Origin of the sequence: Micromonospora sp. NPDC049274, from assembly GCF_040678875.1 — a bacterium.
Taxonomy (GTDB): domain Bacteria; phylum Actinomycetota; class Actinomycetes; order Mycobacteriales; family Micromonosporaceae; genus Micromonospora.
Genome location: NZ_JBFAQS010000002.1, coordinates 234,507 through 253,471, shown reverse-complemented (window position 1 = coordinate 253,471; position 18,965 = coordinate 234,507). Strand labels below are relative to the sequence as shown.

The 18,965-nt window shown below is 73.6% G+C and carries 16 protein-coding genes; 9 read left to right on the top strand and 7 right to left on the bottom strand.

All coding sequences use genetic code 11. From position 1 onward, the window contains the following. The first annotated feature begins 35 nt into the window (after positions 1 to 35). The 5 genes from AB0K10_RS04685 to AB0K10_RS04665 all read left to right on the top strand — a co-directional run bounded on the left by AB0K10_RS04685 (position 36) and on the right by AB0K10_RS04665 (position 6,872). Positions 36 to 3,497 carry a hypothetical protein gene (locus AB0K10_RS04685; protein ID WP_363679980.1) on the top strand — a complete coding sequence of 1,154 codons (3,462 nt, stop codon included), beginning with the start codon at positions 36 to 38 and terminating at the stop codon, positions 3,495 to 3,497. Positions 3,498 to 3,631: 134 nt separating this feature from the next. Next, positions 3,632 to 4,684: an acyl-CoA desaturase gene (locus tag AB0K10_RS04680; RefSeq protein ID WP_363679979.1), complete on the top strand. Its 1,053-nt coding sequence runs from the start codon at positions 3,632 to 3,634 to the stop codon at positions 4,682 to 4,684. 214 nt (positions 4,685 to 4,898) lie between these two features. Continuing rightward, on the top strand, positions 4,899 to 5,342 hold the full coding sequence (locus AB0K10_RS04675) for a hypothetical protein (protein ID WP_363679978.1): 444 nt from the start codon (positions 4,899 to 4,901) through the stop codon (positions 5,340 to 5,342). Positions 5,343 to 5,427: 85 nt separating this feature from the next. Beyond that, positions 5,428 to 5,721 (top strand): 4a-hydroxytetrahydrobiopterin dehydratase, encoded by a 294-nt coding sequence (locus AB0K10_RS04670; protein ID WP_363679977.1) that lies wholly within the window; start codon positions 5,428 to 5,430, stop codon positions 5,719 to 5,721. After that, a complete protein-coding gene (locus AB0K10_RS04665; RefSeq protein WP_363679976.1) occupies positions 5,718 to 6,872 on the top strand; it encodes an FHA domain-containing protein in 1,155 nt (384 codons plus the stop codon). Before AB0K10_RS04670 ends, AB0K10_RS04665 begins: the two co-directional genes overlap by 4 nt. Before the next feature lie 256 nt (positions 6,873 to 7,128). Here the strand turns inward: AB0K10_RS04665 and rocD are convergent, their stop codons facing one another. From rocD to AB0K10_RS04650, 3 genes are all read right to left on the bottom strand, one after another. Then, positions 7,129 to 8,343: an ornithine--oxo-acid transaminase gene (rocD, locus tag AB0K10_RS04660; RefSeq protein ID WP_363679974.1), complete on the bottom strand. Its 1,215-nt coding sequence runs from the start codon at positions 8,341 to 8,343 to the stop codon at positions 7,129 to 7,131. Beyond that, on the bottom strand, positions 8,340 to 9,155 hold the full coding sequence (gene ddaH, locus AB0K10_RS04655) for a dimethylargininase (RefSeq protein WP_181518433.1): 816 nt from the start codon (positions 9,153 to 9,155) through the stop codon (positions 8,340 to 8,342). The genes rocD and ddaH overlap by 4 nt, the downstream gene beginning before the upstream one ends. Positions 9,156 to 9,506: 351 nt before the next feature. Then, entirely contained in the window at positions 9,507 to 10,364 is an 858-nt protein-coding gene (locus tag AB0K10_RS04650) for a thrombospondin (RefSeq protein ID WP_363679972.1), read from the bottom strand. A gap of 224 nt (positions 10,365 to 10,588) precedes the next feature. Between AB0K10_RS04650 and AB0K10_RS04645 the strand changes: the two genes are divergently transcribed. After that, positions 10,589 to 11,431 carry a DNA-formamidopyrimidine glycosylase family protein gene (locus tag AB0K10_RS04645; RefSeq protein WP_363679970.1) on the top strand — a complete coding sequence of 281 codons (843 nt, stop codon included), beginning with the start codon at positions 10,589 to 10,591 and terminating at the stop codon, positions 11,429 to 11,431. On the opposite strand, the gene AB0K10_RS04640 is transcribed toward AB0K10_RS04645, so the two are convergent. Next, a complete protein-coding gene (locus tag AB0K10_RS04640; protein ID WP_363679968.1) occupies positions 11,414 to 12,205 on the bottom strand; it encodes an aminoglycoside phosphotransferase family protein in 792 nt (263 codons plus the stop codon). The genes AB0K10_RS04645 and AB0K10_RS04640 overlap by 18 nt on opposite strands. A gap of 151 nt (positions 12,206 to 12,356) precedes the next feature. Here AB0K10_RS04640 and AB0K10_RS04635 point away from each other — a divergent pair, with 151 nt between their 5' ends. The 3 genes from AB0K10_RS04635 (at position 12,357) to AB0K10_RS04625 (ending at position 15,246) form a co-directional block, all read left to right on the top strand. Continuing rightward, positions 12,357 to 12,782, top strand: coding sequence for a nucleoside deaminase (locus AB0K10_RS04635; protein ID WP_363679966.1), 426 nt, complete (start codon positions 12,357 to 12,359; stop codon positions 12,780 to 12,782). 251 nt (positions 12,783 to 13,033) lie between these two features. Continuing rightward, the gene (locus AB0K10_RS04630; protein ID WP_363679964.1) at positions 13,034 to 14,299 is read left to right on the top strand and encodes an AGE family epimerase/isomerase; all 1,266 of its coding nucleotides are present in this window, start codon (positions 13,034 to 13,036) and stop codon (positions 14,297 to 14,299) included. Beyond that, entirely contained in the window at positions 14,296 to 15,246 is a 951-nt protein-coding gene (locus tag AB0K10_RS04625; RefSeq protein WP_363679962.1) for a carbohydrate kinase, read from the top strand. Before AB0K10_RS04630 ends, AB0K10_RS04625 begins: the two co-directional genes overlap by 4 nt. 19 nt (positions 15,247 to 15,265) lie before the next feature. Here AB0K10_RS04625 and AB0K10_RS04620 read toward each other — a convergent pair whose 3' ends face one another. From AB0K10_RS04620 to AB0K10_RS04610, 3 genes are all read right to left on the bottom strand, one after another. After that, positions 15,266 to 16,249 carry a LacI family DNA-binding transcriptional regulator gene (locus tag AB0K10_RS04620; RefSeq protein WP_363680500.1) on the bottom strand — a complete coding sequence of 328 codons (984 nt, stop codon included), beginning with the start codon at positions 16,247 to 16,249 and terminating at the stop codon, positions 15,266 to 15,268. 72 nt (positions 16,250 to 16,321) lie between these two features. Beyond that, positions 16,322 to 17,701 carry an FAD-dependent oxidoreductase gene (locus AB0K10_RS04615; RefSeq protein ID WP_363679960.1) on the bottom strand — a complete coding sequence of 460 codons (1,380 nt, stop codon included), beginning with the start codon at positions 17,699 to 17,701 and terminating at the stop codon, positions 16,322 to 16,324. A gap of 24 nt (positions 17,702 to 17,725) precedes the next feature. Then, on the bottom strand, positions 17,726 to 18,862 hold the full coding sequence (locus AB0K10_RS04610; protein ID WP_363679958.1) for a glutamate--cysteine ligase: 1,137 nt from the start codon (positions 18,860 to 18,862) through the stop codon (positions 17,726 to 17,728). Positions 18,863 to 18,965 lie beyond the last annotated feature (103 nt).

Sequence of the window (18,965 nt, the reverse complement as noted above, 5' to 3'; positions counted from 1 at the left end):
GTGCCGTTGCCGGCCGGAATCTCGATGATGAGCGGGTGGACGACACCCGCTATCCCTGCCCCGCCTGCGGCGCCCCGGCCGATCTGAGCGCCGGATGCGCCGGCTGCCGCCGCCCACCGGACCCGGTCGCGGCCGAGGTGGTCCGACTGGGGCGGGAGGTGGCTCGGCTCGAGCCCGAGGTGGAGCGGGCTCGTCTGGCGTACACCGAGTTGGCCGGGCTGTTGGCGGCCACCTCGCGGCGGCGTTCTGAGCTGGCGGCGGTCGTCCGCGCGGGGTTGGCGGCGGGGGTCCCGGTCGTCGGGCCGCCGTCGGTCGCGGCGTCGCCGTCGGTCGTCGCGTCCACCGCGCCCGGTGGCTCGGTGCAGCACGCCCGGCCGGGGGCGGCGGAGACGTCGACCCGGACGGTGCAGGGCCTGCTGTTCGTCCTCGGTGGACTCCTGCTCGGCACGGCGGCCGTCGTCTTCACGGCGGTGGCCTGGGCGGCCGTGGGGGTCGGTGGCCGGGCGCTGATCCTGGCTGCGGTCACGGCGCTCGTCCTGGCCGCCCCGCTGCTGGCGGTCCGCCGGGGGTTGCGGGGCACGGCGGAGACGTTCGCCGCCGTGGGGCTGCTGCTGGTGGTGCTGGACGGGTACGCCGCCTGGTCGGTGAACCTGGCCGGCGTGGCCGGTTGGCCGGACACCCGGTACGCCGCGCTGGTCGGGGGGGCCAGCGCGGCGGTCGCCGTGGCGTACGGCCGGTCGAGCGGGTTGACCGGGCCCTGGTTCGCCGGCCTGCTGGCGGCGCAGCCGGTGCTGCCGCTGCTCGCGGCGGACGCCGAGCCCGGCGCGGCCGGCTGGGCGCTGGTGCTGCTCGGGGTGGCGCTGCTGGACCTGGCGGTGCTGGCCGCCCTGCGCGGTGGGGAGGGGGCGGGCCGCGTCGCCGGTCGGGTGCTCGCCGGGGTGGGTCACGTCGGCGCGCTTGTCGGTGCCGCCGCGTGTGCCCTGGTGCCGTTGCTGCTGGGGCGGGCGGCGGGGTCGACGCTGCTGGCCGGGGTGCCGCTGCTGCTGGTCGCGGTGACAGGTCTCGGCGCGGCACTGCTGGTCGGTGGCGTGGCGCTGCGGGCGGTGGCCGGGGGGCTGCTGGTTCCGGTGCTCGCCGCCGCAGTGCTGCGTCCGGTGGGTGAGCTGCGCCCGTCGCTGCTGTTGCTCGCGGCAGCCACGGTGGCGCTCGTCCTGGCCGGGGCGGTGCGGCTGCTGCCGACCGGTTGGCGGGCCGGGCCGCGCGTCGGGTCGCTGCTGGTCGCGGCGGGGATGGCACAGATCGCCGTTGTGATCACGGGTGTGCTGGCGGTCGCCGCGGCCGGCCGGTCGCTGCCGCCGTGGCACGGAGCCGGGTGGGGGCCGGACCTGAGCTGGGGCTGGCAGGTGGCACCCTGCGTCGCTCTGGCGCTCGGCGCGACGGCGTTGCTGCTGCCCCGCAGCGGGTGGCCGTTGCTCACCTCGGCCGGTGCGGTGGTGGTGCTGCTCGCCGTGCCGGCCGGCTGGACGGCGTCGTGGGCGACTGTGGTGGCCGTCGACCTGGCGGGTGGGGTCGCGCTCGTGCTCGCCGTGCTGGCTCGCCCGGCGATCCGCCCGGCCACCCTGCTCGGCGGAGCGCTCGGCGGGGCCGTCCTGGTCGGGCACGCGCTGCTGGTGGCCCTGGCCGATCCGGTCGGCGTCGTGGTGGCGTTGGGCACGAGCGCCGTACTCGGGGTGGCGGCGGCGTCGCGTCGTGGTGGGGCGTACCGCCGGGTGGCGGGCGCGGGTCTGCTGATCGCGCAGCTCACGTTGCCCGGCATCGCCGCGGTGGCGCTGTTCGCGGCCGGCGCGCCGCCGTGGTGGCAGGCCCGGCTCGCCCTGTGCGCCGCCGGGCTGGCGCTGGTCACGGTGCTCGCGGTGCGTCGCCAGCGGGTCGACCTGCTCGGGTACGCGGTCACGGGCGCCGTGGTCGCGGTGCTCGCGGCCGGGGTCGCGCCGCTGGTGGCGGCGGGAAACGAGCCCGTTACGCTGTACGCCGCGTTGGCGGCGCTGAGCGTCGCGCTCGTCGCCCGCCGGGGCCTGCCGGGGACCGGCGACGAGTCGGGCGGGCCGGGGGAGCGCCCGGCTGTCGGGGGGCTGCTGACGAACGGGCCGTCGGGCGTGCTGGTGGTGGCGGGTGTCGTGCTGGCGGGGGTCGCGGTGCTGGCCGCGCTGCCGGCGGTGCTCGTGGCGTTGATCGCCCCGTACGGCCGGTGGGCGGTCTGGTCGGGTGCGCCGACGGCCGTCGCCGACCGGGGGATGGTCCCCGTCGGGCTGGCGCTCGTCGCGGTGGCGGCGGCGGCGGTGCTGACCGGTCGGCGGGTGCGCCCGCCGCTGCTGGCCGCCCTGCCGTTCGCCGCCGCCGCCCTGCCGGTGCTGCTGGTCGCGGTGGGCGCGCCGTGGCCGGTGCTGCCGGTCGCCACCCTGCTCGTCGGGGTGTCCACGCTGCTCGTCGCCGCCCTGGTGGTGCCGCGTCCGGCGTTGAAGCCGATCGCCGTACCCGTGGGGGTGGTGCTGGTCGCGACCGGCGTGACCGGGCTCCTGGCGACCCGGGCCGGCACGCTCGCGGCCGAGGGCGCGCTCGTGGTGGCGGCGGTGGTCGTCGCGGTCGGGGGGCGGGCGGTCGGGGCGCGCGTCGTCGGGACCGTCGCGGCGGTGGGGGCGGCGTGCGCGCTGGCGGTGACCGCTCCGCTCGCCGGCGGGCTACCGGTGCGGGTTGCGGCGTACCCGTTGCTGGGAGTGGCCGTGCTGATCCTGGCCGCCGCCGCCGCGACCAGGGGGCGGCCAACCGTGCTGGCGCCGGTCGGGCGGGTGCTGGACGCCGCCGCGCAGGCGGTGGCGGTGGTGGCGGCGGTGCTCACCGTCGAGGCGGCGCGGCACCTCGCGACCGTCTGTGTGCTGTGGGGCGCGGCCGTAGCGCTACGGCTGCTGCGGCGGGGCGAGCCGACCGGCCGACGGTGGCGGTTGACCGCCATCGCCGGGACCAGCGAGCTGCTCGGAGCGTGGGTGCTGCTCGCCGCCGGTGGGGTGACAGTGCTGGAGGCGTACACGCTGCCGGCCGCGGCGCTCGCCCTCGGCGCGGGCCTGCTGGCGTTGCGGGCCCGGCCGGGACTGACCAGCTGGCCGGCGCTCGGCCCGGGGCTCGTCGCGGCGCTGCTGCCGAGCCTGGCGTCGGTGCTGGCCGGGCCGGACCCGCAGCCGTGGCGGCGGTTGCTGCTCGGCGGAGCGGCTTTGGGCGTGGTGCTCACCGGCGCCACCCGCCGCTGGCAGGCACCGGTGCTGCTCGGCGGCGGGGTGCTGGCGGTCCTGGCGCTGCACGAACTGGTCCGTGGCTGGGACCTGCTGCCGCGGTGGATCTACCTGGGTGCCGGCGGGCTGGCGCTGATCGGGCTGGCCGCCAGCTACGAGCGGCGGCGTCGTGACCTGGCGCGACTACGCGCCGTGGTGGCCCGGCTGGGCTGAACCGAAGCTGGGGGGTAGGGCTCGCCCTACCCCCCATTCGGGGGTTGCCAGGGTTACTCAGCGCAACAAATGCGGGGAAACTGGCATTGACCCCGAACCATCCCGGTTCGGGCGCAAGCGGAACGGGAGCAGTAATGGCGCTCGGAGCGGTGGCGGAACCGCCGGTACGACGGCGGGGTAGCGATTACGCACAGTTGTCCCGACGGATCAGTCAGGCCGGTCTGCTGGAGCGGCGCCCTGCCTCGTACGTCGCCCGCCTCGTGCTCACCCTCGGCGCCTTCGTGGCCGGCTGGGTCGCCGTGTTCCTGGTCGGCGACTCCTGGTGGCAGGTGGCGCTCGCGGCCGTGATGGCGGTGGCCACCACCCAGGTCGCGTTCCTCGGTCACGATGCCGGGCACCGCCAGATGTTCCGTCGACGCTTTCCCAGCGAGGTCGTGGGGCTGGTCGCCGGCAACGCGGCGGTGGGGATCAGCTACGGCTGGTGGGTCGACAAGCACAATCGGCACCACGCCAACCCGAACCACGAGGACGAGGACCCGGACGTCGGCGCGGGCGCTCTGGTGTGGACTCCCGAACAGGCGCTGGAAACCCGGGGCGCGCACCGCTGGATGGCGAGCCGGCAGGCGTACCTCTTCTTCCCGCTGCTCTTCCTGGAGGGCCTGAGCCTGCACGTGGCGAGCATCCGGGCGATCATCGGCCGGGAGCAGAGCGGCAGGTACGCGACCCCGATGCGGCACCGCGCGGTCGAGGCCGGGCTGCTCCTCGCCCACACCGCCGGCTACGTGGCGCTGCTGCTGACGGTCATGTCGCCGGCCAAGGCGCTGGTCTTCGCCGCCGTGCACCAGGGGCTGTGGGGCCTCTACATGGGCTGCGCGTTCGCGCCGAACCACAAGGGCATGCCGATGCCGACCGCCGAGGACGAGCTGGACTTCCTGCGCAAGCAGGTGCTGACCTCCCGCAACGTGCGGGGCAGCCGGCTGGTCGACACGGCGTTGGGCGGGCTCAACTACCAGATCGAGCACCACCTGTTCCCGAACATGCCCCGGGCGAACCTGCGTCGGGCGCAGCCGATCGTCCGCGCCTACTGCGTCGAGCAGGGCATCTCGTACGCGGAGACCGGGCTGATCGAGTCGTACCGGCAGGCGCTCGGCCACCTGCACGACGTGGGCCGGCCGCTGCGCGGCTGAACGGCACGGCCGCTGCGCGGCTGAACGGCACGGCCGCTGCGCGGCTGAACGGATTGAGCGGTGGGGCGGCGTCTGATGATGCCGCCCCACCGCCGTGTGTGCGCCGGGCTGGTGACGGTGGTCGGGACGAGCGCCATGCGTGGAAACTCGGCAAGCGTGAATGTGCCGAAATTTCGGACATGTTGCACCCGCTCCGGCCCGGCGAGGTCCGATCATGGATTCGGTCCGGCAAGCCACCGAGCGTGGGGTGAGTGGTCAAGTGGTCGTTCCCAGGCTGTTGATAGGTGGCTTCGTGCTCCCTGCCGAACTTGTGCAGGTCATGGAGAGCGGCCGTTGGAAGCCACCCGACATGCAGGTGCTGAGGGAGGTGTTCGACGATGATCCGGACGACCCCCGCTTCTACGATCTCCCATCGATGGCGCGCCAGAACGAGCTGCTCCGGGCGCAGTCGCCGGAGGTTTACCGGGACCTTGTCGGCCCGGAATGCGACATCGATCCGAGTCGGTGTCTCGTCGTCGGCGACCTCGGCGTGGACATGTCGATAGCACTGCACTACGGCGCCGATGGCGGCGATCCTCGCGTGATCTACCTGGGACTGAGCGGTTGGCGTGAGGTGGCGCCCAACTTCAGGGTGCTGGTGGAGCGCCTGCGGCTGTAGGACAGTGCGCCCGTACGAGCTGCTCCATGCCTCCACCTCGGGCTGGGCGGTTCGGCATGCGGTGGCCCACCGGTAGGGTCTGGTCATGGCAGACCTGCTCACCGCGGACGCGGTGCGGAAAGAGCTGGGCGGGTTGGCCGATTGGTCGGGTGACCCGACCGGCATCGGCCGTACCGTCCAGCTCGGCAGTTTCCCGGACGCCATCGCGGTGGTGGACCGGGTGGCGGCGGTGGCCGAGGAGCTCGACCACCATCCCGACATCGACATCCGATGGCGGACCCTGACCTTCCGCTGTGTCACGCACTCGGCCGGTGGGGTCACCCACCGGGACGTCGAGCTGGCCCGGCGGATCGACGACATCGTCCGGAGTGCGGCATGAGATTCGAGATCAGCAAGGTTCTGGACGCCATCGAGGGGCGGGTCTGCACCGACCCGTCACTGGCCCGCGCGGTGCTCGACCTGGCCGAGATCATCCGCTACCAGGACATCGACGGAGGTCGGCCGGCGAGCCTGCTGCGCCTCGGCATGGTCATCGACGCGCTCTCCCGCGAGCTGGAGGAGGACAGCGTCCAGGTGTACGCCGTGGTGCACCGAGCGCTGCTCTCGGACGCCGACCTGACCTCGAACGAGCGGATGGTCGTTCGCCGCTGGGCCGACGACGGGCTCGTCGAGGTGCTCGACAACCCGGGTGACCGGATGCTGGAGGTCGCCGACCTGCTCGGTCTGCCGGTGCTCACCCGGGTGCGCTTCGACGGGCTGCGCGGGCGGTTCCCGTGGCTGGTCGAGCAGCCCGGCCGGGTTGTCGCCCCGGTGCCGGGCGCCGGCGGGCCGGTGTTCATCGCGCACGTCGGCGGCGGCCACGCCCCGGTGAGCGGCACGCGTTCGCCGACCGGGGCGAAGCTGCTGGCCCGGCAGTGGCGCTGCCCGGAGTCGGGCTGCGCGTTGTTCGGCAGCGGTGGTGGAGGCGGCGCGTTCGCCGACCTGGCCGGCGGAGCGGACCGCAGCCCGGCCGCGCAGCCGCCGCCCTCGCTGCGCAACGGCGTACCAACCTGCCCCCGACACGGCGCGCGTCTCGGTGACGGCGGTCCACGGCCGCGTACGGAGGTGCTCGCGGTGCGCGTGGGTGGCCTGGTCCGGCGGCGGTTCGTGCTGAGCGAGGAGCAGCCGGTGGTGGCCGGCCGGGCACCCGAGCAGGACGGCGGGATCATGCTCGGGCAGTGGCTCAACGACGAGGCCCGGCGCTGGATCAGCCGTGGTCACGTCCGCTTCGAGCTGCGGGTCGGCGAGGTCATCGTGACCGACGTCAGCACCAACGGGTCCGGCATCCGGCCGTCCGGGTCGATGAACGAGGCGGATCGCATCCCGCTGGCCCCGCAGCAGTCCCGGGTGCTGGGCGAGAACGACATGATCGAGCTGTACCCGGGGGTGCAGATCGGCCGTGCCGAGGAGTTGCCGACCGGCGCCCCGTTCACCCCCACCTCGGTGATGGCCGAGGCCCCGACGATGGCCATGCGCCTACCCCGCCCCTGACCCCCCCCGCCCCCGGCCCCGCGCGCGCCCGCGCCCCCGCGCTCGCCCGCCCCGCGCCCCGGCCCGCCCGGCGCCCCGGCCCGCCAACCCCGGTTGATCATGAAGTTATTGCCACGACACGCCGCGGCAGAGGGCAATAACTTCATGATCAACGCGAGCGGTGCCGGCGCCAGCGCGGGGGACGGGGACGGGGAGGGGGAGGCGGGGGTGGGGGTGGGGGTGGGGACGGGGAGGGGGAGGTGGGGGTGGGGCACTGTTAGGTGGTTAGCACCCCTGCCAGTTGCGCCACCGCGAGGTCGATCTCCTCTTCGGTGATCACCAGCGGCGGGGCGAGCCGGATGGTCGAGCCGTGGGTGTCCTTGGCGAGCACGCCGCGCTCGGCGAGCCGCTCGCACGCCTCCCGCCCGCTCATCAGCGCCGGGTCGATGTCCAGACCGGCCCACAGGCCACGGACGCGTACCCCGACGAGGCCCTTGCCGACCAGCGCCTCCAGGCCGGCCCGCAGCCGCTCGCCCAGCTCGGCCGAGCGGCGCTGGAACTCGCCGGTGGCCAGCAGCCGGACGACCTCGATGGCCACCGCGCACGCCAGGGGGTTGCCGCCGAAGGTGGAGCCGTGCTGGCCGGGCTTGAGCACGCCGAGCACGTCGGCGTTCGCGGCCACCGCGGACACCGGCACGATGCCGCCGCCGAGCGCCTTGCCCAGCAGGTACATGTCCGGCACGACGCCCTCGTGGTCACAGGCGAACGTCCGACCGGTACGCCCCAGACCGGACTGGATCTCGTCGGCGATGAACAGCACGTTCCGCTCGGTGCAGACCCGGCGTACGCCCGGCAGGTAGCCCTCCGGCGGCACCACCACGCCCTGCTCGCCCTGGATCGGCTCCAGCAGCACGGCCACCGTGTTCTCGTCGATCGCGGCGGTCAGCGCGTCCAGGTCGCCGTACGGCACGACGGTGAAGCCCGGGGTGTACGGCCCGAAGTCGGCGCGGGCGTCCTCGTCGGTGGAGAAGCTGACGATCGTGGTCGTCCGGCCGTGGAAGTTGCCCTCGGCGACCACGATGTTGGCCTGGCCCGGGGTGACGCCCTTGACCTGGTAGCCCCACTTGCGGGCCACCTTGATCCCGGTCTCCACCGCCTCCGCGCCGGTGTTCATCGGCAGCACGAGGTCCTTGCCGCACAGCTCGGCCAGCTCCCGGCAGAAGTCGGCGAACTGGTCGTGGATGAACGCGCGGCTGGTCAGCGTGAGCCGGTCCAGTTGCGCGTGCGCGGCGGCGATGAGCTGCGGGTGCCGGTGGCCGAAGTTCAGCGCCGAGTAGCCGGCCAGGCAGTCCAGGTAGCGCTTGCCGTCCACGTCGGTGAGCCACGCGCCCTCGGCGGACGAGATCACCACCGGCAGCGGGTGGTAGTTGTGCGCGGTGTACTTCTCCGCGTCCCGGACGGCGGACGGGGTCCGCAGCATGTCCTCGATCACTTGCTTGCCTTTCCCTGACGGAGTCGCAGCGTGCAGCACTTCGGTCCGCCGCCGGCCTTACGTAGCTCGGACAGGTCGACCCCGATGGTCTCGTAGCCCCGGTCGCGCAGCTTGGCGGCCAGGTCGGTGGCCTGCGCGGGCAGCACGACGTGCCGGCCGTCGCTTACCGCGTTCAGGCCGAGCACCTCGGCGTCGGCCATGGTGGCGTGCACCGCGTCGGGGAAGAGCCGGCGCAGCACGGCCTGGCTGCCGGGGGAGAACGCCTCCGGCAGGTACGCCACGGTCCGCTCGTCGAGCACGGTCAGCGCCGTGTCCAGGTGGTAGAAGCGCGGGTCGACGAGCTGCATGGTGATCACCGGGTAGCCGAAGACCTCCTGCAACTGGGCGTGCGCGGCGTGGGCGGTGCGGAAGCCGGTGCCGGCCAGCAGGTGGTCACCGGCGAGCAGGACGTCGCCCTCGCCCTCGTTGACGTGCTTGGGGTCGTACATCTCGAAGCCGGCGGCCTCGAACCAGGCCCGGTAGGCCGGCGCCTCGTCGGCGCGCTGCGGGTCGCGGAACTGCACGGCCATCGCCTTGCCGTCGATCACGGTGCCGCCGTTGGCGGCGAAGACCATGTCGGGCAGGCCGGGCACCGGAGTGATCTCCTCGACGGTGTGGCCCAGGTCAAGGTACGTCTGGCGTAGCTGCTCCCACTGGCGGACGGCGAGCGCGGCGTCGACCGGCGCGCTCGGGTCCATCCAGGGGTTGATCGCGTAGTCGACGGCGAAGTACGTCGGCCGGCACATCAACAGGCGCTGGCTGGTGGCGTCCATCGTCATTGTCCTGCTCCCAGGGGTCGGGCGCGCCCGGCCTCCGTGGCCCACGGGCTGGCGCCGTGGCTCAACGCTATGCGGCCCGGACGGCAGGATCCACCACCGAGAGTTGCGCAGACCGAAGATTCGTTGCGTCTGAGCGATCTGCGGCTGCGATTCGTTGCGTAGAGGGCCAGGGGAGTCGTGAAAACGCTTCGGGGCCCGGCGAACCGGGCCCCGGAAACACTTCAGGGGCGGCGAATCGCCGCCCCTGAAAGGGTGTGCCCGGCCGGTGAACCACCGGGTGGTCGGGCTGCCGGCGAACCGCCGGGTCTTTCGCCGGTGCACCACCGGCGAGCGGAACAGTGCCCGCTAGAAACGGTCCACAAACTGTGAGTCAAGCCACTCCCGGAAGCGCGGCACCCAGTCGCCGTCGGTGCTCGGCCAGTCGAACTGCCCGGTCATCGCCAGCACACCGATCACCACCGCCGCGAGCCCGATGAGCACGCCGAACAGCGCGTCGGTCTTGCCGGCGACGTGCCGGCGGCGGGTGGCCATGAGCCCGAGCACCGAGAGCACCGCGCCGAACGCGCCGAGCCCGATGCCGTACCCGGCCAGGGTGCCGGTCAGCACGAACAGCGCGCCGGCGACGGAGACGATCAGGCCGAGGGTGGCGAGCAGGCTGGCCCGTGGCTTCGGGCCGCGCGTCACCGGCGGTTCCGGCTCGGTGTGACCTGGGGTCGGGTCGACCGGGCGGTCGGTCACGACGCGGTCGGTCGGGTCGGGTCGCCCGGTCGTCCGGTCGAGGTCCGTGTCGCGCTCCGGCCGCCGGGTCGTCCGGTCGAGGTCGGTGTCGCGGTCGACGGTGCGGTCGATGGTCGGGGCAGTCGCCGCGGCACTGGCCGGCCGGGTGGCGCCGGGCCGGGAGTCGCCCTCCAGCGGGCGGGCGGTGGCGGCTCGGGCCACGGCCGCGCGCTCCGCGGCACGTCGTTCGGCCGCGCCGACCTGCTCGTCGGTCGCTGTCGTGCTGCGGTACGTCGTCTGGTCGGCGTCCCGGTCGGTGACCACCGGTCGGCCGGTGACGTCGTCGGAGCGGCCCGTGTCGGTGACCGCCGTGCTGCTGTCCCGGTCGGCGACCGGGGTGTCACGGCCGTCGACGCGGCCGTCGAGGTTCTCGTCCCGCGTCGGCGCCGGCTCGGACCGGCGGGACAGCGAAGGAATCCTGACCACTACACACCTCCTATTGAATGCGTGGTGGCCGACGAAACGGGTGGCACCCACGCGGTACGACCCGGAAATACCCACCTGGACGTTTCCTGACACCAATCCCGGGTACGGCCGACCGACTCGCCTTCCTGTAAACCGGGGTGTCCCGTCCATCGCGACACCCCGTTTTCCAGAAACCCGAGTCGACCAACGCGCCCCGCTCGCCGCGCTGGCTATCCTTGGCACCCGTGCCAGAGGGACACACGATTCATCGCCTGGCGGCCCGGCACGCCGAGCTGTTCGCCGGGGACAAGCTGCACGCCGCCAGTCCGCAGGGCCGCTTCGCCGAGGGGGCGGCCCGACTCTCCGGCACCGTCCTGGAGGGCACCGAGGCGTACGGCAAGCACCTCCTGCACCACTACGCCGATGAGCTGACCCTGCACGTGCACCTCGGCCTGTACGGGAAGTTCACCGACGGGCCGGGGACGCCGCCCGATCCCGTCGGTCAGGTGCGGCTGCGGCTGGCCAGTGACAGGCACTGGCTCGACCTGCGCGGGCCGACCGCCTGCGAGCTGTTCACCCCGCCCGAGGTCACCGCCCTGCGCGAGCGCCTCGGGCCGGATCCGCTGCGCGCCGACGCCGACCCCGAGCGGGCGTACGCCCGGATCTCCCGCAGCCCGACGCCCCTCGCGGCGCTGCTGCTGGACCAGTCGGTGGTGGCCGGCACCGGGCTGATCTTCGTGACCGAGGCGCTGTTCCGGGCCGGGCTGTCGCCGACGATGCCCGGCCGAGGGCTGACCCGGACCGGCTGGGACGCCCTCTGGACCGATCTGGTCGAGTTGATGCGCCTCGCCCTGCGGCAGGGGCGGATCGACACGGTCCGCGACGTGCACCTGCCGGAGGCGATGGGTCGCCCACCGCGCGTCGACCGCCACGGTGGCGAGGTGTACGTCTACCGCCGCGCCGGGGGCCTCTGCCACGTCTGCGGCGCCGAGGTCAGCCGGAGCGAGCTGGCCGGCCGCAACCTCTACTGGTGCCGCACCTGCCAGCCCGACCGGACCGCCCGCCGCAGATCACGCGCCGTCGAGTAGCCAGCGGACGGTCTCGATCTGGTGCGGGAAGACGACGTCCTCGTCGATGCTCCAGGCCATTGTGTGACCGATCGTCCAACCCCGTACCCGCTCGGCGTCCAGCCCCAGTTCGGTGCTGAGCCGGTCGAGCCGGTGCCGGACTGCGGCCGGCGAGTGGCCCAGCTCCTGACCGCGCACGAGCGGGACGACCGAGAACTCCCGCTCGCCGCTCAGGGGCTTCGGGTCGATCACCAGCCATGGCTCGCGGTCGGCGGCGAGCACGTTGCCGGCGTGCAGGTCCTGGTTGACGAGCACCTGCTCGCCCTGGCTCGACGCCAGGTCGACGAGCAGGGCGCGTGCCGCGTCGAGCAGTCGCCGCTCGTACGGCCGGCCGGTCCGCTCCCAGCTTCGCGGAATCCGGTCGAGCCAGCCGGCCGCCTCCTCGGCCAGCGGGGTGAACGGTGCGCCGGCCGGCCGCCAGAGCCGGGGCAGCACGTCGATCGCCGCGTCCAGGGCCCGGTCCATCGGCAGCTCGTACAGCGGTGTGCCGGGTTGGCAGCGTTCCACAAGCAGGGCGTGCCGGTCCGGGTCGTGCGCGAGCAGCCGGACCGCGCCGTCACCGTCCCAGTGGGCCAGCGCGTGGGCCTCGTGCTGGCTGTCCTCGGCAGGGAACTGGAGCTTGAGCACCGCCGCCGTGCCGTCGGGCAGGTCGGCGGGGAGAGCGAGGGAGGCGTACGCGTACCGGAAGGGCGGGCCCAGCCGCAGCGACCACCGCTCGGCGCACTCCGCCAGCAAGGTCGGGAGTGTGGCCAGCCAGGCCCTGCCGACAGCTGATGTTCGTATCCAGGCAAGTCCCTCAGGCAGATCCATCCGGTCATCCTGGGGCATCCGCGCCGCTGAATCGACAGTGTTCGTGTGTCGGGTCCACTGTGGCTAGCGTGGACGGATGACACCTGAGGACGAGACGTTTCTCCGCCGTGCCGTCGACCTCGCCGCTCGGGCGGGGGCTGCCGGCGAACGGCCGTTCGGCTCGTTGCTTGTCGGCGCGGACGGCGTCGTCCTGATCGAGGACCACAACACGGTGGTCTCGGATTCGGACATCACCGCCCATCCGGAGCTGAAGCTGGCCCGCTGGGCAGCCCGGGAACTCTCCCCGGAGGCGGCCGCCGGCACCACGATGTTCACGAGCTGCCAGCCCTGCCCGATGTGCGCCACCGCGATCGACCGCTCCGGCCTCGGGCGGGTGGTGTACGCGCTGTCCGGCGAGCAGTTCGAGGAGGTCAAGCCTGCCACCCCGCCGCTGCCTCCGGTCCGCTACGAGGGGCCGGCGCTGTTCGAGGAGGCGCGTCGACCGATCGACGACTACTACTGAGCCGAGCCCGCGGCCGTCGGCGGGTGTGACGCAAGCGCAATTGACAGTCGACAGGTAGTCGGAGCAGGGTTGAAGCCTGACAACGATGTCAACGGGCAAGAAGGGATGAATCGTACACATGATCCTCTTGCTCTCATCCGGTGCGACCGGCCGGTTACGGTGTCCCGTTGGCGGGTTTCCCGACGCGAACCCGGTCCGTCCGCCGATTCTGGCCGTATGTCCCCATTCCTATCCGACGGTGACCAGCTGAGATGACCGACGTGCCCCAACCCGACGCCGCCACGACCCCCGCTCCCGCAGGGTCACCCGACCTGCCCGACCTGGCCGGGTTCCTCACCGACCAGGCCCACACGCTGCTCGACACGGCCCGCCGCGCGGTCCGGCCCGAGGGTGGGTTCTGGTGGCTCACCGACGACCGCACCCCGGACCGTGGCGAGCCTCTCCACACCTGGATCACCTGCCGGATGACCCACGTGGCCGCGCTCGCCCACTCCGGCGGCGACCCGGATGCCGCCGCCCTCGTCGACCACGGAGTCGCCGCGCTCAGCACGCTGCTGCGCGACGACAGGTACGGCGGCTGGTTCGGCGGAGTGGACCAGCAGGGCACGCCCACCGACGACCGCAAGGCCGGGTACGACCACGCGTTCGTGCTGCTCGCCGCGTCCAGCGCCACTCGGGCCGGGCGACCCGGCGCCGACCGCCTGCTCGCCGACGTGCTGAGCGTGGTGCGGGACCGGTTCTGGGACGACGAGGTGGGCGCGGTCCGCGAATCGTGGAACCGGGACTGGACTGTCACCGAGGACTACCGAGGCGCGAACAGCAGCATGCACATGGTCGAGGCGTTCCTCGCCGCTGCCGCCGCCACCGGCGACGCGAGCTGGACCGACCGTGCCCTGCGGATCGCCACCCACCTGGTGCACACCGAGGCCGCCCGGCACGACTGGCGACTGCCCGAGCACTTCACCGCCGACTGGACGCCCCTGCTCGACTACAACCGGGACCAGCCCGCCGACCCGTTCCGGCCGTACGGGTCGACGATGGGCCACTGGCTGGAGTGGGCCCGACTGCTGCTGGAGTTGGAGGCGGTCCTGCCGCAGCCACCGGACTGGCTGCTCGCCGACGCCCGTACCCTGTTCGCCGCCGCCGTGCGGCGCGGCTGGGCTGTCGACGGCGCAGACGGCTTCGTCTACACGATCGACTGGGACGACCGGCCGGTGGTGCGCTCCCGGATGCACTGGGTGCTGGCCGAGGCCATCGGCGCGGCGATCACCCTGCACCGCCGCACCGGGGACGCGGTCTACGCCGACTGGTACCGGGTCTTCTGGGCGTACGCGCGCCGCTACCTGATCGACGGCACCGGCTGGCGGCACGAGTTGGACGCGCGGAACCTGCCCGCCGACACGGTCTGGCACGGCCGACCGGACGTCTACCACGCGTACCAGGCGGTGCTGCTGTCCCGCTCGGCCGACGGGCTCGGTGGCCCCGGCCCGCTCGCCCCGGGCACGGTGACCGCATGATCGTGGTCGCCGGCGAGGCTCTCATCGACCTGGTGGTCACCCTCGACGGGCAGCGGGCGGTGCCGGGTGGCTCCCCGGCGAACGTGGCGGTCACCCTGGCGCGGCTCGACCAGCCGGTGCGGCTACTGGCCCGGCTCGGCCCCGACGAGTACGGCCGGCAGATCGCCGAGCACCTGGCGGCCAACCGGGTGGACCTGCGGTGGGCGGTCCACGCCGAGGAGCCCACCTCGGTGGCGGTGGCCACCCTGGACGCCACCGGCCAGGCGAGCTACGAGTTCCGGCTCGACGGCACGGCGGACTGGCAGTGGACCCCGCAGGAGCTGCCCGACCTGGCCGGATCGTCGGCGACGGCCCTGCACACCGGATCGCTCGCGCTCGCCCTCGCGCCCGGCGTGCACGTGCTGGAGGGCCTGCTCTCCCGCGAACGCGACCGCGACGGGCTGACCATCTCGATCGACCTCAACCTGCGCCCGAGCATCGTCACCGACCGGGCCGCGGAGCAGCAGCGGGTACGCCGGCAGGTCCGCCTCGCGCACCTGGTCAAGGCCAGCGACGAGGACCTGGCCTGGCTCTACCCCGATCGCTCGGTGGGCGACGTGCTGGCCGAGTGGCGCGAGGTCGGGGTGTCCTGCGCGGTGGTCACCCGGGGCGGCGAGGGCGCGTTGCTGCTCGCCCCGAACGGCGCACTGCACGAACAACCGGCGGTACGCACCACGGTGGTCGACACCGTCGGCGCCGGCGACTCGTTCACAGGTGGCCTGCTGGCCGCGCTGGCCGACGTCGACGCGCTCGGTGACCGGCCGGCCGACCGGCTCGCCACGGTGACCGAGCAGCAGTGGAGCGCGGTGCTGCGCCAGGCCGCGACGGTGGCCGCGCTGACCTGCGCCCACCGGGGCGCGGACCCGCCCCGAAAGGCGGAGGTCGACGCACTCCTCCACACCACCTGAGCCGCCCCGGGGCCGGGGGTCAGGCGGGGGGTGGCGGGTTCAGGCCCCGGCGGAGGAGTCGGGTGGGGAGCACCGTTGTCGACGGCGGGGAGTCGTCGCCGGCGATGCGGTGGAACAGGCGCTCGGTCGCGACCCGGGCCAGCTCCCGTGTGTCGTACCCGACGACCCGCAACGGCCGGGGCATCAGGTGGGCCAGCTCGAAGTCGTCGAAGCCGACCAACGCCGCGTCGCTGCCCCGGCGGTGCAGCTCGGCGAGGGCGCCGACGGTGAGCCGGTTGTTGCCGCAGAAGAACGCGGTGGGCGGATCCGGAAGGTCGAGCAGCGCGGCGACCGCCCGGCCGGCGTCCTCGGGAGCGATCAGGCGGTCGCGGATCAGCGAGTCGTCCGGTTCGACCCCGGTCGCCGCCAGCGCGGCTCGCGCGCCGACCAGCCGTTCACGCATGGTCGAGACGCTCGGCGCGCCGAGCAGGAGACCCACCCGCCGGTGCCCCTCGTCGAGCAGTGCGGCGACCCCGGCTCGGCCGCCACCTCGGTTGTCCAGCAGCACGGCGTCCGCGAGCAACCCCTGCGGCGGCCGGTCCAGGAAGACCACAGGCATGCCCAGCTCGACCTCGCGGCGCAGGAACGAGTGGTCGGGACCGGCGGGCACCACCAGCAGCCCGTCGACCCGGCGCTGGGTGAAGTCCTGGAGGACGGCGCGTTCCCGCTCCGGGTCCTCCTCGGAGGAGGCGGTGATCAACATGGTGCCGTGGGCGGCGGCGATCTCGGCGGCGACGCTCGCGATGGTGGCGTAGAACGGGTTGGCGATCTCCTCGATCAGCAGCCCGACGGTGGCGTTGAGCTGCCGCGAGCGCAGGTTGCGCGCGATGTCGTTGCGCCGGAAACCCAGCTCGGCGATGGCGGCCAGCACCCGACCGAGCAACTCCTGCCCCACCGGCTCGTCGTTGACGACCCGGGAGACCGTCTTCAGGCTGACTCCGGCGTGCCGGGCGACATCGACCATTGTCGGACGTCGGCGCGCGGTCGACCTGGTCGGAGTCTGGGTCACGGGGTGGTCCTCCACGGCGGGCGCGGGTCAACGGTCGAGAGCGGCGAGCGCGTCGACCGCCTTTCGGGCGGCGATCAGCACCGGATCCCAGACCGGCGCGTACGGCGGAGCGTAGCCCAGGTCGAGCGCGGTCATGTCATCCACCGTCATGCCGTTCCACAGCGCCACGGCCAACGTGTCGATCCGTTTGGCCGCCTCGGACCAGCCGACGATCTGCGCGCCGAGCAGCCGGCCGCTGGGTCGCTCGGCGATCAGCTTGACGGTCATCTGCCGCGCGCCCGGGTAGTAGCCGGCCCGGTTGGTCGACTCGGCGACCACCGAGACGAACTCGAAGCCGGCCGCCTCGGCCTCCCGCTCGCGCAGGCCCGTGCGACCCACCTCCAGGTCGCAGACCTTGGTCACCGCCGTGCCGATCACGCCCGGGAAGGTCGCGTACCCACCGCCGATGTTGATGCCGGCCGCGCGGCCCTGCTTGTTGGCGTGCGTGCCCAGCGGCACGTGCACAGGCATTCCGCTGACCCGGTGCAGCGTCTCCACGCAGTCGCCCGCCGCCCAGACCCCGGGCAGGCCCGGCACCCGCAGCCGGCGGTCCACCCGGATGCCACCCGTCGGCCCGATCGGAAATCCGGCAGCCTTGGCGAGCGCGGTGTTCGGGCGTACGCCCAGGCCCAGGACCACGACGTCGGTGGGCATCGGCCCCTCGGCCGTGACGACCGCGGACACCCGGCCGTCCCGCTGCTCCAGGCCGGTCACCGGGAGGCTGGTGCGGATCGTGACGCCGAGGCCGCGCATGGCCTCGGCGACCAGTTCGGCCATGTCGCCGTCCACCGTCGCCATGGGCTGCTGGCCCGCCTCGACCAGGGTGACCGCGAGGCCACGCTCGATCAGCGCCTCGGCCATCTCGACGCCGATGTACCCGCCACCGACTACCACGGCCCGGCGCGGCTGCGGCTCGGCGTCCAGCCAGGCGCGCAGGGCCGCGCCGTCGTCGAGGGTCTGCATCCCGAACACGCCGCCCGCGTCGGTGTCCGCCCACGGTGGCTGCACAGGTACCGCGCCAGCGGCGTACACCAGGTCGTCGAAACGCTCGCGGACCTCGCCGCCGCCCTCCAGGTCCCGGGCGACGACCTCGCGGCGTTCCAGGTCGATGGCCGTCACCTCGTGCCGCATCCGCACGTCCATGGCGTACTGCGTGCGGAACGTCTCCGGCGTCCGCGCGATCAACTCCTCGGGGCCGGACACCATCCCGCTGATCCAGTACGGGATGCCGCACGACGAGTACGAGGTGAAGTGACCCCGCTCGAAGACCACGATTTCCAGGTCGGCACTGCCGCGACGGCGTCGCGCCTGGGACGCCGCCGACATGCCGGCGGCGTCCCCGCCGATGACGATCAGTCGTTGCGCCACGGGATCATCCTGTCACGGGTGTGTTCAGCCGCGGGTCTGTCGCGCCACGTCCTGCACCACGTCGACGAGCCGTCCGGTACGGGCGTACACGGCACGCTGCCGGGCCGCGCCGGTGCCGTGGCGGCGCAGCCCGCCCAGCAGGTCGGACACCTCCGCCCAGTCGCCGTGCTGCTCCAGCGCCGGCCGCAGCCGCTCCACGAACCCGTCCAGCAGCTCCCAGGCCGGGCGCAGCTCGCCTGTGGTGACGTCGACGCCGTCGCCCTCCAGGCCGTCGTGGGCGGCCCGCCAGTGCGCGCCGACCAGCAGGTGGTGGTCGGTCCGCAGGGCCGGCCGGTCGGCCTCGACGTCCGCGATGGCGGTGGCCACGAGGGCCCGGACCAGCGCGGCGACAAGCACCGCGTCGTCCACCGTCGGGCAGACGTCGCCGATGCGCAGCTCCACGGTCGGGTACTTCGCCGACAGCCGGGCGTACCAGTAGAGCATTCCCTCGTCGAGCATTACCCCGCTGGAGATCAACTGACGGATCAGCCGCTGGTAGTGCTCGTGCGACTCCAACCAGGGCGTCGGCGCCACCGACGGCCAACGCTCCCACTCCACCGAGCGCCAGCTCGCGTAGCCGGTGTCCTCGCCGCGGGAGAACGGCGAGTTGGTGGTGATGGCGTGCAGCATCGGCAGCCACGGCCGGACGTGGTTGAGCACCTGCACGCCGGTCTCCGGATCGGGAATGCCCACGTGCACGTGCATGCCGTTGTTGCCGGGGCCGGGAACGAGCAGCCGGAACCGTTCGATCATCCGGTCGAAACGGGGCTTGTCCACCACCGGAGGCACCGGGCCGTCCACCGGGCCGGTGCCGATGGCCAGCAGCCGTACGCCGGCCCGCTCGGCCGCGTCGCTCAGAGCCCCACGCAGTACGCCGAGGGAGTGCCGGATCGAGGACAGCTCCAACCCGGGCGGAGTGCCGATCTCGATCTGGCTGGTCTGGAACTCGCGCTCGACCTGGCCGCGCAGCTCCGCCGGCACCTGCTCAAGGACCAGGTCGACGGCGGGCACCGCAGCGCCGGTGTGCGGGTCGACGAGCAGGAACTCCTCCTCGACACCCACGGTGAGCGCATCGGTTCCCGCGGTCGTCCCGCTGGGTGCCTCCGCCAGCTGGCCCGTCATCGCGACACCACCGTCCGTTTCTGCCTGTCGCGGTCCGTCCGCGTCGGTCGGCCGCTTGGTTACCCACAGTGGCAACGCCCGGAAACGTGGAACGGCGCGCCGC